The organism is Paraneptunicella aestuarii (genome assembly GCF_019900845.1).
In the GTDB taxonomy this organism is placed as follows: domain Bacteria; phylum Pseudomonadota; class Gammaproteobacteria; order Enterobacterales; family Alteromonadaceae; genus Paraneptunicella; species Paraneptunicella aestuarii.
In genome coordinates this window covers 2,859,087-2,871,661 of the sequence record NZ_CP074570.1, presented here as the reverse complement: position 1 = coordinate 2,871,661, position 12,575 = coordinate 2,859,087, and the positions used below count along the sequence as shown (strand labels likewise).

Below are 12,575 nucleotides of genomic sequence, written 5' to 3'. Positions count from 1 at the left end.
AGGAAGGTTCATGCCACGTCCGGCAAAAATGAAAATAGATTTAACTGCACTAAGACATAATTGTGCATTAATTTCTCAAGTAGCACCTCAAAGCCAAATCGTTGCTGTTATCAAGGCAAACGCTTATGGACATGGCTCCATCAAAATAGCGGAAGCCTTGCAGGGATACATTAGCCTGCTTGCTGTTTCTTGCGTTGAAGAAGCCATGTTACTCCGCCATGAAGATATAAAAACCCCGATTTTGCTGTTGGAAGGATGCTTTGAAGCGTCTGAGCTATTGTGTGCTTCGCAAAATAATATGGAAGTGGTGTTTCATAATCAGCAGCAAATCGATGATTTACTTTCAAAACAATTGCCTAAACCTATCCGAGCCTGGCTAAAAGTCGATTCAGGAATGCATCGTTTGGGACTTAAACTGGATGAGGCTCAGGATTGTTATCGTCAGTTGAAAAACAGTAAGAATGTGAAGGATAGCATTATCTTGATGACCCAAATTGCCAGCGCCGATGATTTGGGAAATGCTCATACGCAAAGGCAATTAGCTGATTTTCATCAATTACATCAAACACTGGAAAAAGAGTTTGGTGATAAAATAGAAACCAGCATTGGCAATTCCGCCACCATTATGGGGTGGGAAACGGGGAGCAGTGACTGGATCCGTCCAGGCATTATGCTGTATGGCGTATCTCCACTAGCTGAATCACTTCCTTTAGCTGAGAAGCTGGAGCCCGTGATGACATTGAAGTCGGAAATCATTGCTCTTAGAGATGTGCCCAAAGGAGATAAGGTTGGCTATGGCAGTACCTGGGAAGCTGAAAAGCCTTCCGTTATTGCAACGGTTGCTATTGGATATGGTGATGGCTACCCGCGCAACGCAAGAAGCGGTACTCCGGTTTTAGTCAATGGGCAAAGAGCTTATGTTGCCGGAAGAGTGTCTATGGATATGCTAAGCATTGATGTCACACACATTAGCGGCGTTAAAGTGGGCGATGAAGTGATTCTTTGGGGGAAAGGACTGGATATTAATGAAATTGCTCAGTGGGCAAATACTATTGGACATGAGCTAATGACCCGAATGCCTATGCGGGTTCCCAAGAGTTATTGCTGACAATATAAAAGAACCGAAGTTGCTAATCAAAAGGGTACTTGGAAATGCACTTTTGATTAGCAGAGACTTTTTAAATCAATTTAAGAAAGGGGGGCTTGCTCCTTTGATGTAAGAAGCTGGTTTAATCGTTTTTAAACTCGCAGTCTTTCTTTTGGCAATTGCCATACAGATACAAACTATGGTTAGTTAGTTTAATATCATGAGTTCGGGCAATTTCATTTTGTCGTTGCTCGATCACTTCATCTTCGAATTCCATAACTCGACCGCAATCCAGGCAAACTAAATGATCGTGATGATTCTTGTTGCTGATTTCAAATACCGATTTACCGCCTTCAAAGTGATGGCGATTCAATATTCCAGCATCATCAAATTGGTTTAATACTCGATAAACGGTTGCCAAGCCGATATCTTCGCCTTGATCCAGAAGGATCTTATAGACTTCTTCAGCGCTAATATGTTGGTTTTCTGGTAATTGCAGGATTTCTAAAATTTTAAGTCGGGGTAAGGTTACCTTTAGACCGGCCTTTTTTAATTCTTGGTTTTGATCCATGTGTCTGAACTGCGCGATTAGAATGACGTTATTATAGGTAACTCAGTTCTAATTGAAAGCTAAAACCCCAAGATTAGCCATTAATCTGCAATTTTTTAATGATTTTCAGAAACACCAAATTGCCCTTTGTGACATTGTTTTGTTTTGAGAGAATTTTGTTACTCCGATTGTTAGCGAAAATGATACTAAATCTTGTGTCTCGGGGAATTTTAGGTAGTATGTAAACTCTTTGTTAAGCGGTATGACCAGTTCATATACTAGACAAATTTAGCCGTTTTTCTTACCTGTTGTATTGGTGAAAACGAAACTAAATTTAACTGGCATTGAATGGTTTTTGCAGATAGTAGTGTATAGGTAGTATGGTGTTTGCACTTGAACCACGAATAACAATGAACCTTGGCGAAAGGTTTACCCAATTGCCGCTCCATTCGGGAGTGAGCAACTCTTGAAATACGTCTCGTTAAATAAAAATATCGATATTTGCACACGTTCATCACATATCATTTACTTTGTTGATGGAGGCATGTCATGAATGGTTTGACAGTCGTTACCAAAATCATTATTGGCTTTGCTTTGCTAATCGTGATGTTAATTGTTACCAACATTGCTTCCTATGTAGGCTTGGCGAACATTCGTTCTTCAGCCGAATCCGTTATTCAGGAAAAAATGCCGCTACAGTCTCAAATGAGTTTGGTGCAAACCCAATTGTTAAATTTGGGGAAACTTTCATTGCGTGACTACTATGTCGATAGTCTTCAAGAGCTGATTAATAACAAGAACGGCTTTGATGCTTTGAAAAGCGACTACCTTAATCAAATTGATAAATTATCCGGGCTGGTCAAAAACGGTGAACGTGAACGTCTGCAAAGAGGTTCAAGTGATGCCGAGGCGTATCTCAGTTCTGTTTCCAATATGTATAAAAGCAGAGAAGAATCACTTGTATTGATTAGTGAGCTGGAAGCTCAGTTTGAAACAATCAGATCCTCAGCAACTGATACCACCTCATTCTTGTTAGATATCGCATTTATTGATAATGCCGATACTGATCCGGTATTGCAGAACCTCGCAGGGCAGGGAAACAATATTGATATTCACATGATAACCATGCTGGATAATATTAAAGAATTGATTGCAGCCCGAGACAGAGAAACTGCCACTACAATTCAAAACAATCTGCAATTTGCTGTGAGTAATGTGCAGCAAGCTAATGAATTTTTAAATAGAACAGCCGCAGGGGTTAATACCGATGGTTTGGTTGAATCCTACAATGAAGCTTATGCCAAAATCGATCAACTCATAAGTGGCTCTCAAGGTATATTAAAAAATTACGATCGGCTATTAGCTTTGTTAGAGAATAGCAAAGCCTTGATGAGAGATGCGGAAGCGAATCTAATGAAGGCTGAATCTGAATTTACCGAGATGTCGGCACGTATCAACCAAAGTACGCTAGACGGACAATCCGCCATATTAGGTGATGTGCAATCCAACGTGGTTACAGGAATGGCAATCATGGCATTTGGTGTAGTTGCCGCTTCGTTAATTGGATTTATTACCGTTCGTGGAATACATCGCCCATTGCAGCGGATCAGCAATAGCCTGCAAATTATCAGTAGCGGTGATTTAACCCATCAGGCTGATGCTAGCAGTGCTTGTGAATTTGGGCAGTTAGCAGGAAAAATTAATCAGCTTTCTCATAACCTGCATGGTTTGATTCTGCAGATTTTGGAGCAGCAGGAACATTTGCAAAGTGCAACTGCTTCTACCGTGTCATTGGGTAATGAAACGCTGCAACGTGTTGATAAACAGTTGGAAGAAGTGAAGTTCACAGCAGATAACACTCAGCAAGTGCGTACTACGAGTCAGAACAACCTTACCCAAATCAATTACGGCATGGAGAAGTTGGAAGAAGTCATTCATAAAACTGACGATGCAAGGCAGCTGGTTGTAAAAACTCGCCAGCAGATTGTGAATCAAGCCAAACAGGCACAAGAGAGTTCCGAGGTTATTGCGCGTTTAAATGAAAACAGTAAAAACATTGGCAGTATTCTCGATGTGATTAAAACCATCGCCGAGCAAACTAATTTGTTGGCTTTGAATGCTGCCATCGAAGCCGCCAGAGCAGGGGAGCAAGGGCGAGGTTTTGCTGTTGTTGCCGACGAAGTACGCACTTTGGCAAACAGAACGCAAAATTCCACGGAAGAAATTGAAAAGATGATTGCTAACTTGCAGAGTGACGCAGGTATGGCCGTTAGCGCCATTCAACGAGGTAAAGAACAGTCGGAGCAAAGTGTCAGCTTGATTGAAAGTGTTGATGGCAATGTCACGTCCATTAGCCAGATTGTGACGGAATTATCGGATATCAACGAGCATATTGTAAAAGACACTGGCACGCAGGATGAACTATTGCAGAATGTCGCTGAGCGCTTGTGTACTATCGTAGAACTTGCAGAAACCAGTGCGGATACAACGCGTCAATCCAATAGTGCGGTACAGCAGTTGGATGAGTTAATGGCGCAGTTAAAAGGTGCGGTTGCCAAGTTTAAGATTTAGACTAAAAACACAAATAATGGACACTAAAAAAGAGAAGCCTGGCTTCTCTTTTTTATTAACTGATAGTTTTATCTGATGCTAGGGTCTGTTGACCTTTGTTCATTTTTTATGTTGAACGATAAAATTGTTTGAACCAAGGCGTTAATGACGCTGTTTGGCAATCCAAATAAGTCATTAACAACGCCGGGGCAGGCAATTTTAGCTTCAAGCCGTTCTTTGAGTAGATAGGGGGCTGCGCCCCTTTTTGAGCCATACTGCTCACAAATTTCACTCATTTAGACCCACTAGACTCGTTCATTTGCGATTGTCTGACTCAAAAATTGTCAGCTGCATAAATTATGAACAAAGGTCAACAGACCCTGGATTATCCAGTTGGATTTAGCCCAATTCAGATAAACACATTTCTTCTTGTAGCTGTTTACACCACTGCGCAACTCTGGATTCTGTCAGTTCTGGTTGGCGGTCTTCATCAATGCCCAAACCCACGAAATGGTTTTCGTCTACCAAGCCTTTTGAGGCTTCAAAATCGTAACTATCGGTAGGCCAGTGTCCGACAACGATAGCGCCTCTGGTTTCAACGATATCGCGGATCATGCCCATGGCATCCAGGAAATACTCTGCATAGTCTTCCTGATCACCACAACCGAAAATAGCCACCAGCTTGTCGGTGAAGTCGATTTGCTCCAGTTCAGGGAAGAAGTCATCCCAATCGCATTGAGCTTCACCGTAATACCAGGTTGGAATCCCGAAGAGTAGCAGGTCATACTTCTCGATATCTTCTTTAGAGGATTTGGCAATGTCTTGAATATCAACCAAATCTTTACCCAGTTCTTTTTGGATTAACTTTGACACATGCTCCGTGTTGCCTGTATCACTTCCAAAAAATAAACCAACGCTCGCCATGAATTACTTACCTTATACTCTATAAAAATCAAAATATGTTGTTAATTGTAGTATCAAGCTTGACTGTTAAAGTCCTACGGCTTCCCATATCAACTGGATAAGTCCTTTTGCCAGAAAGCCCGCTGCACCTAAAAACAGCACTAAATAAGCAGCCAGTCGACCTATAAGTGGCACATCATTTTTCTTTAGAACATCGTGAACAGCCATGCCCATCAGAATAAAAAGCGCCAAAAGTGTTAAATCAAGAACAATAGATTCTATCTGTTCAAAATGTTCGCTGAGCATGGTATTGCGTTTGCTCCTCAAAAATAATCGCGGACTATAGCATAAGCGGTCTGCACTGTAACGCGCTTACCCCGATTTGGATCAAATTGTTGTAACAAAATCCTTAACCAGTTTGGCAAATACTCCCGGTTTTTCTGCATGCAGCCAATGTCCTGTTCCTTGCATCACTTTAGCACTGGCATTGGGGAATAATTGCGTGATCACAGGACGATGCTCTGCCGTAATATAATCAGAATTTCCCCCCTTGATGAATAGTGTAGGTGCTTCATAGGGAATTGGGTGTGAAATGCCTTCAGATAATTGCGAATAATCACGCATCAGCATGTCCAGATTAAAGCGCCAAGCGAACTTTCCATCGGGTGTTTGAGTTAAACTGCGCAGTAGAAACTGAATAACACCTTGCTCTTCAATATATTGAGACATGGCTTTTTCGGCGTCTTTACGGCTGCTGATTTTATCCAGCTGTACTGCTTTTAAAGCATCAAAGACTTTATTGTGGCGTGCTTGATATTGTACTGGTGCAATATCTGCCACGATCAGGCTGCTTATCTTCTCAGGATGATTCAATGCCATATGCATGGCTACCTTACCGCCCATGGAATGTCCTAACAGAGAGACTTGCTCTAATTCGTTCAGCTCAATAACGTCCAGGACTTGCTTGGCGTATTGTTCGTAACTAAAGGATGGGCTATGCGGTGAACGTCCATGATCGGGAAGATCGACAGAAATAACATCGAACTGTGATTGTAATTCTCGACTGATTGAACCTAGGTTATCCAGGCTACCAAATAAGCCATGAAGCATAACAATGGGTTTACCTTCACCAACTCGTTTAAAATTAAGTGACATATCCGTTCCTGCTCAGGTTTACTTTGCCTCTGTAAAACAGGGCGCATTTTGCTCAACTCAAGCTTGTTTTGCAAAGGGTGTTTACTGCATTCATACAATATTCAAGGCTAAATCGTCTAAGACAAATGCGGTTCCCTTCTTTATTGTGACTTATTTGCGGTGTAATGTATGGGCTTTCCTAATCCCGTGAATTCCAAGGAGTTTCAGAAATGGCGTTGCATCCTCAAGCTGGCCAACCCGCTGATTTAAATCAGCTCGTTAATATTCCCAAATTGGTTAGTGCCTATTACACCTTAACACCAGACCCTGAAAATCCTCACCATGCCGTTAGCTTTGGCACATCAGGCCATCGAGGTTGTTCTTTTGATTGTACTTTTAATGAAACTCACATTGCTGCGATATGCCAGGCGATTGCTGAGTATCGTGTGCAACAGGGGATTGATGGCGTCATGTTTATCGGTATCGATACTCATGCGTTATCTGAAGCGGCATTTATTACTGCTGTTGAAGTGCTGGTAGCTAATGGTGTGAATGTGATGGTGCAAGCTGATGGCGGTTATACGCCAACGCCAGTGATTTCACATGCCATATTGAACCACAATCAAGGTAAAGACAGTCATTTGGCAGATGGTATTGTGATCACGCCATCGCATAATCCGCCCGAAGATGGTGGCTTTAAATATAATCCACCTAATGGCGGCCCGGCAGACTCAGACGTTACCAAGGTTATCCAAAATCGTGCTAATGAGATCATTGCTAATGGATTAAGTCAGGTTAAGCGAATGTCGTTTACGCAAGCGAAGTCCAGTGATTTGTTTCATGAGCAGGACTTTCGAGTCAACTATGTTGCTGAATTGGATCAGGTTTTGGACATGCAAGCTATTCGCGATGCCGGGCTTGCATTGGGCACAGATCCATTGGGTGGTGCAGGTTTGAGCTATTGGGACATGATTGCCGATAAATATGGCTTGAATATTGAAGTCGTGAATCGCAGAGTCGATCCTACCTTTTCTTTTATGCATCGAGATAAGGATGGCAAATTACGCATGGATTGCTCTTCGCCCTACGCCATGGCGGGTTTAATCAAGCTCAAAAGCAAGTTTGATTTAGCCTTTGGCAATGATCCTGATTTTGATCGCCACGGTATCGTGTGTAAATCCAGTGGCTTGATGAACCCTAATCATTATCTGGCGGTGGCGATTAACTATCTTTATCAGCATCGTCCAGAGTGGTCTGAATCCTTAAAAATTGGTAAAACGCTGGTTTCCAGCTCCATGATCGATCGTGTTGCGGCCAGCTTGCATCGAGATATCGCTGAAATGCCGGTAGGATTTAAATGGTTTGTCGATGGCATGTTAAATAGTCAGCTGGGATTTTCCGGAGAAGAAAGTGCTGGAGGGATTTTCTTGCGTCGCAATGGGAAAGCCTGGGCGACGGATAAAGACGGTATCATTCTCTGCTTGCTTGCTGCGGAAATCACCGCTGTTACGGGTAAGGATCCTGGTCAACATTATTCCGAACTAACGCAACAGTTTGGTGAACCTCATTATCGACGTTTGGATGTTGCGGCGAATCCACAACAAAAACAAGCTTTAAGCAGTATGAATCGTGATGTGATCACAAGCAGTGTTTTAGCAGGGGAAGAGATTAAATCTATTCAAACTCATGCTCCTGGAAACAATGCGGCGATTGGTGGTGTTAAGGTCAGTACCGAAAATGGCTGGTTTGCTGCTCGCCCATCGGGAACGGAAAACATCTATAAAATTTATGCCGAGAGCTTTAAAGGTGAAGCACATCTGGAAGCCTTGATAGATGAAGCCAAGACCTTGGTGCAAGGTGTTTTTGATACCGCTGGTGTGTAATGTAAGAGCTGCTGTTGCTCTTTTATGAGCAACAGCAGTGATTAAAGCCAATTCTTTCTTCATAAAAACTGCTCAATGAAAGCTGCTCAATGAAATAATCATGTCTTAATAAAGTATTTGTTAAATCTCTCTCCTTAAATTTCCTTCTTTACTTCCTTTGTAAATTTCGTTTTTCAAATCTCTTTTTTTAATTTTGAGGCATATGGCTGCATGTGACATTTCCCCAAATGTAAACCAAGTGATCTATAATTATTAATTTAATGTAAAAAATAAGCCTTTTTGAAAGTTTGCAATAAAATAAGTAAAAAAATTAACAAAATATTAACATTCAACCCCTTATAATTTGTTTTTAAATGGGGTAAAAAGTATCAAGCTGTAATTTTATTACAGATTTTGTTGTTTCATGGTGAGTGATAATTGCACTATGGACTGGAAACCAGCATTTGATTAACAGTGATTGAGGGCGATGACATGCCAACGAATAAGAATAAATCTGCAAGCTCATCAAAAGGTGATAGCAAGAAAGCATCCAAAAAAAGCGCAATGGTGGCTGCGTCGTTGACCAAAGACAAAATAAAAGAATCCATCGTAAACCATCTGCATTGTACGTTAGGTACAGATGAAAATAAGGCTAACAACCATGCATGGTGGAAAGCGACTTGCGCAGCAATTAATGAGCAAGTGCTTGAGCAATTAAGAAAAACTCAAAAGACCCATTATTTTAACGACACTCGTGCTGTTCATTACTTCTCTGCCGAGTATTTGATGGGGCGTTTAATGTCAAACAACCTGCATAACCTGGGTATGTTTGATGCGACTGAACAAGCATTGCATGAGCTGGGTATTAACCTGACCGATGTGATGGAAGGCGAACCAGACATGGCCTTGGGTAATGGCGGTTTGGGGCGTTTGGCTGCTTGTTATATCGATTCTTTGGCGACTATGGAGTTGCCAGCATTAGGTTACGGGCTGCATTATGAACACGGATTATTCCGCCAGGAGATCCAAAACGGTGCTCAAATTGAACGACCTGATAGCTGGCGTGACTATGGCAACCCTTGGGAGATTTGCCGCCCTGAGTCGATTCAGGAAATTCCCTTGTATGGTTATGTCGAAACCAAATATGGCCATGACGGACGCATTCAGAAAGAGTGGCACCCTGGATTGATCGTAAAAGGATTGCCTTGGGATATTCCTATTGTTGGTTATGGTGGTAATACGGTTAACGTACTTCGCCTATGGGAAAGTCAGGCTTCCGATTATTTTAACTGGGACGTATTTAACGCAGGTGGTTATCTGGATGCGCATGCCGAGAACGTAAAAGCAGAAACCATCTCCAAAGTGTTATACCCCAATGATGAAACACATGCCGGTAAAGAGCTGCGCTTGATCCAGCAGTATTTCTTCTGTGCTTGTTCCTTAAAAGACATTATCCGTCGATATAAGCGCGCTCATGGTGATGACTGGAGCCGTTTCGTTGATCAGGTTGTTATTCAGCTAAACGATACTCACCCGGCAATCGCCATTCCTGAACTAATGCGTATTCTGGTTGATCGTGCGGAAATGGACTGGGACAAAGCCTGGAACATTACAACCAAAGTGTTTGCCTATACAAACCATACTTTATTGCCAGAAGCGCTAGAGAAGTGGTCTGTGCGTTTGATGGAACATGTATTACCGCGTCATCTGGAAATTATTTACGAAATTAACCAACGTTTTATGGATGAAGTGGACGCTCGTTGGCCGAATAACCCGGGTATTAAATCCAAGCTGTCTATTATTGAAGAAGGCGGCGAGAAAATGGTTCGCATGGGGCATTTGAGCGTTATTGGTTCCTATGCGGTAAACGGTGTGGCGGAAATCCATTCCAAGTTGGTGAAAGAAGACTTGTTCCCTGAATTTAACGAAATCTGGCCGACTAAATTTACTAATGTTACTAACGGTATTACGCCACGTCGTTGGTTGAAGGCATGTAACCCTGAATTATCGAAGCTTATCGACAGTAAAATAGGGGATGATTGGCCGCTACATTTAGACAAGCTTAGAGAGCTGGGCAAATATGCTGATGATCCGGCTTTCCAAGAGCAATTTATGGGTATCAAGCGTCAGAACAAAGTGGCATTGGCTGATGAAGTGATGAAGCTGACCGGTATTGAAATCAGTCCTGATGCCATCTTTGATATTCAGATTAAACGCTTGCACGAATATAAGCGCCAGCACTTAAATCTGTTGCACATTATGGCTTTGTATAAGCGCTTACTGGAAAATCCGGGATACGATATGCATCCTCGTGTATTCCTGTTTGGAGCTAAAGCTGCACCGGGATATAAGTTGGCGAAAGACATTATTTATGCCATCAACAAGGTTGCCGAGAAAGTTAACAACGACACCCGCGTTAACCATAAATTGAAGGTTGTGTTCTTGCCTAACTACAGAGTGAGTTTGGCAGAGAAAATGATCCCGGCTGCTGATGTTTCTCAACAAATCTCCACAGCAGGTAAAGAAGCCTCTGGTACAGGAAATATGAAACTGGCACTAAATGGCGCGATTACTTTGGGAACGCTGGATGGTGCGAATATTGAAATCGCTGAGGAAGTAGGTGATGAAAATATTTTCATCTTCGGTAATACCGTCGAGCAGGTCAATGAGCTGTGGGCAAATGGTTATAATCCTTATGACTATTACTACAAGAACCCAGAGATTAAAGCGGTGCTGGATTGGTTAGAATCCGATTACTTCACACCGGGTAAACCGGGAGCGTTAGCGTCAATCAAACATAGCTTGTTGGAACATGGTGATGCCTATTTAGCCCTGGCTGACTTTGAATCTTATTCGGAAGCGAATAAAGCCGTGGATAAGTTGTATAGAGATAAAAAAGCCTGGGCAAAAGCGGCAATCATTAATACCGCGAATATGGGGAAATTCACCTCAGACCGTTGTATCGCAGAATACGTTGACAAGATCTGGCGTCTGAAACCTTGTAACGTAGATTAAGGCTTCTGGTTATACTGCGTTACAGGCAAAAATTAAGTTAGTATCTTAATGTGACGAGTTAAAAAGGCGTGGGGAATCCAGATTCTCTACGCCTTTTCTGCTTTTACTATGGTCATCTAAAGCCATCTGACTTAACAAACACAGCCCGACTATCAAGCTTTCTTTACTCTTTAGCTATTCCTATTAACGGATTTTCATATTATCTTCGGCGACATAAGATTCTTTCTTGCGTAAAATATTTGCTAATTAACGTATTTCTTACTGAAACACGCATATTTTCTCTTACGCAGAATGAATATAAATATTAAAACCCTATGACAGACCAGAAGTTAAACACAGTTGCTCAATTACGTGCCAATGGCACTTTTCTTTCATTATCTCGTCAGCAAGCGGCATTGTTTGCTCAACCTCTTGATTTTATCCTTGATAATGGCACTAAAGTTATTGTTCCTTGCGAGGGAATTATTGTCTTTGAGCCTGCCACTATCAGTAATAAAGATATTGTTTATTCTTGCGGCATTCATGGTAATGAAACCGCGCCTATCGAGATTTGTGACGAGCTGGTGCAGCAACTTCTGACGGAAAAACTGAGGGTTGTACATCGCTTGATGGTCATTTTTGGCAACCTGCCAGCGATGGATATTGCGAAGCGTTTTGTTGAAGAGAATATGAATCGTTTATTCGATGGAGAGCATAGTAACCCTGATGTGCCTCAAAATGCCGAACGTGTTCGTGCTGCAAAGTTGGAACAAGAGGTTCGAGCTTTTTTCATGGCGCCGTCGCTCAATAAACAAGATGAGCAGGGCGCTCGAGAGCGGTTTCATTATGATCTTCATACCGCGATTCGTGACTCTAAAAACGAAAAGTTTGCGGTGTATCCCTTTACGCCCGGTATTGCAAGAAAACCCGAGCAAGTTGCTTTTATGGGCGCTTGTGGTGTTTACACCATATTATTGTCTAACTCTCCCACCACGACGTTTAGTTACTTTAGTAGTAAACATTTTGGCGCTGATGCCTTTACGGTTGAATTAGGCAAGGTTCATCCCTTTGGTGAGAATGACATGAGTCGATTTGCCGATGCCCGAAAAACGCTAACGGATTTTGCGACAAATCCCGTTTTTCAATTACCTGACTATGATTCAGATAAGTTTTTAATATACCATGTGAATCAAGTGATTAATAAATCGAAAGGTGATTTTAGGTTGAATTTCGACGAAGATGTGCCTAATTTTGCTGATTTTCAACGAGGTTTTGTTTTTGCTGAAGAGTCGGGGCGTCAATATGTTGCAGAACAAGATGGTGAAGCTATTGTGTTCCCAAATGCGAATGTTGAGATTGGTCAACGTGCATTACTGACCGTGGTGCCAACGACGCTGTAGAACATAAAAGAATAATTATCAATCAACCGAGGCCGGTTATAAGTAATTTTTTTAGCGAAATGAATAGAATACGCTAGGATCTAATAAAGGCGTTT

10 protein-coding genes are annotated in these 12,575 nt (G+C 42.0%); 5 read left to right on the top strand and 5 right to left on the bottom strand.

Annotated features, from left to right (window positions below):
- Nucleotides 1-10: 10 nt before the first annotated feature.
- Nucleotides 11-1,108 carry an alanine racemase gene (gene alr / locus KIH87_RS11015; RefSeq protein WP_232357930.1) on the top strand — a complete coding sequence of 366 codons (1,098 nt, stop codon included), beginning with the start codon at nucleotides 11-13 and terminating at the stop codon, nucleotides 1,106-1,108.
- Between the two features lie 121 nt (nucleotides 1,109-1,229).
- On the opposite strand, the gene fur is transcribed toward alr, so the two are convergent.
- Nucleotides 1,230-1,658: a ferric iron uptake transcriptional regulator gene (gene fur, locus KIH87_RS11010; RefSeq protein ID WP_232357929.1), complete on the bottom strand. Its 429-nt coding sequence runs from the start codon at nucleotides 1,656-1,658 to the stop codon at nucleotides 1,230-1,232.
- 528 nt (nucleotides 1,659-2,186) lie between these two features.
- Here fur and KIH87_RS11005 point away from each other — a divergent pair.
- On the top strand, nucleotides 2,187-4,208 hold the full coding sequence (locus KIH87_RS11005; protein ID WP_232357928.1) for a HAMP domain-containing methyl-accepting chemotaxis protein: 2,022 nt from the start codon (nucleotides 2,187-2,189) through the stop codon (nucleotides 4,206-4,208).
- A gap of 68 nt (nucleotides 4,209-4,276) precedes the next feature.
- On the opposite strand, the gene KIH87_RS11000 is transcribed toward KIH87_RS11005, so the two are convergent.
- The 4 genes from KIH87_RS11000 to KIH87_RS10985 all read right to left on the bottom strand — a co-directional run bounded on the left by KIH87_RS11000 (nucleotide 4,277) and on the right by KIH87_RS10985 (nucleotide 6,245).
- Nucleotides 4,277-4,483 (bottom strand): hypothetical protein, encoded by a 207-nt coding sequence (locus tag KIH87_RS11000; protein WP_232357927.1) that lies wholly within the window; start codon nucleotides 4,481-4,483, stop codon nucleotides 4,277-4,279.
- Between the two features lie 103 nt (nucleotides 4,484-4,586).
- Nucleotides 4,587-5,111, bottom strand: coding sequence for a flavodoxin FldA (fldA, locus tag KIH87_RS10995; RefSeq protein WP_232357926.1), 525 nt, complete (start codon nucleotides 5,109-5,111; stop codon nucleotides 4,587-4,589).
- A 66-nt stretch (nucleotides 5,112-5,177) separates the two neighbouring features.
- Entirely contained in the window at nucleotides 5,178-5,396 is a 219-nt protein-coding gene (locus KIH87_RS10990) for a DUF2788 domain-containing protein (protein WP_232357925.1), read from the bottom strand.
- Between the two features lie 81 nt (nucleotides 5,397-5,477).
- Nucleotides 5,478-6,245 carry an alpha/beta fold hydrolase gene (locus KIH87_RS10985; RefSeq protein ID WP_232357924.1) on the bottom strand — a complete coding sequence of 256 codons (768 nt, stop codon included), beginning with the start codon at nucleotides 6,243-6,245 and terminating at the stop codon, nucleotides 5,478-5,480.
- Nucleotides 6,246-6,454: 209 nt separating this feature from the next.
- Here KIH87_RS10985 and pgm point away from each other — a divergent pair, with 209 nt between their 5' ends.
- The 3 genes from pgm (at nucleotide 6,455) to astE (ending at nucleotide 12,480) form a co-directional block, all read left to right on the top strand.
- Nucleotides 6,455-8,107 carry a phosphoglucomutase (alpha-D-glucose-1,6-bisphosphate-dependent) gene (gene pgm, locus KIH87_RS10980; protein WP_232357923.1) on the top strand — a complete coding sequence of 551 codons (1,653 nt, stop codon included), beginning with the start codon at nucleotides 6,455-6,457 and terminating at the stop codon, nucleotides 8,105-8,107.
- 543 nt (nucleotides 8,108-8,650) lie between these two features.
- On the top strand, nucleotides 8,651-11,101 hold the full coding sequence (locus KIH87_RS10975) for a glycogen/starch/alpha-glucan phosphorylase (RefSeq protein ID WP_232361468.1): 2,451 nt from the start codon (nucleotides 8,651-8,653) through the stop codon (nucleotides 11,099-11,101).
- 314 nt (nucleotides 11,102-11,415) lie between these two features.
- Nucleotides 11,416-12,480, top strand: a complete 1,065-nt coding sequence (astE, locus tag KIH87_RS10970; RefSeq protein ID WP_232357922.1) for a succinylglutamate desuccinylase — start codon at nucleotides 11,416-11,418, stop codon at nucleotides 12,478-12,480.
- Nucleotides 12,481-12,575: the final 95 nt, after the last annotated feature.

What these genes read in the sequence shown, in the direction of transcription:
- pgm (WP_232357923.1), top strand. Translation starts at nt 6,455, where the DNA reads ATGGCGTTGCATCCTCAAGCTGGCCAACCCGCTGATTTAAATCAGCTC.
- fur (WP_232357929.1), bottom strand. Translation starts at nt 1,658, where the DNA reads ATGGATCAAAACCAAGAATTAAAAAAGGCCGGTCTAAAGGTAACCTTA.
- KIH87_RS10985 (WP_232357924.1), bottom strand. Translation starts at nt 6,245, where the DNA reads ATGTCACTTAATTTTAAACGAGTTGGTGAAGGTAAACCCATTGTTATG.
- fldA (WP_232357926.1), bottom strand. Translation starts at nt 5,111, where the DNA reads ATGGCGAGCGTTGGTTTATTTTTTGGAAGTGATACAGGCAACACGGAG.
- alr (WP_232357930.1), top strand. Translation starts at nt 11, where the DNA reads ATGCCACGTCCGGCAAAAATGAAAATAGATTTAACTGCACTAAGACAT.
- KIH87_RS11000 (WP_232357927.1), bottom strand. Translation starts at nt 4,483, where the DNA reads ATGAGTGAAATTTGTGAGCAGTATGGCTCAAAAAGGGGCGCAGCCCCC.
- KIH87_RS10990 (WP_232357925.1), bottom strand. Translation starts at nt 5,396, where the DNA reads ATGCTCAGCGAACATTTTGAACAGATAGAATCTATTGTTCTTGATTTA.
- astE (WP_232357922.1), top strand. Translation starts at nt 11,416, where the DNA reads ATGACAGACCAGAAGTTAAACACAGTTGCTCAATTACGTGCCAATGGC.
- KIH87_RS10975 (WP_232361468.1), top strand. Translation starts at nt 8,651, where the DNA reads ATGGTGGCTGCGTCGTTGACCAAAGACAAAATAAAAGAATCCATCGTA.
- KIH87_RS11005 (WP_232357928.1), top strand. Translation starts at nt 2,187, where the DNA reads ATGAATGGTTTGACAGTCGTTACCAAAATCATTATTGGCTTTGCTTTG.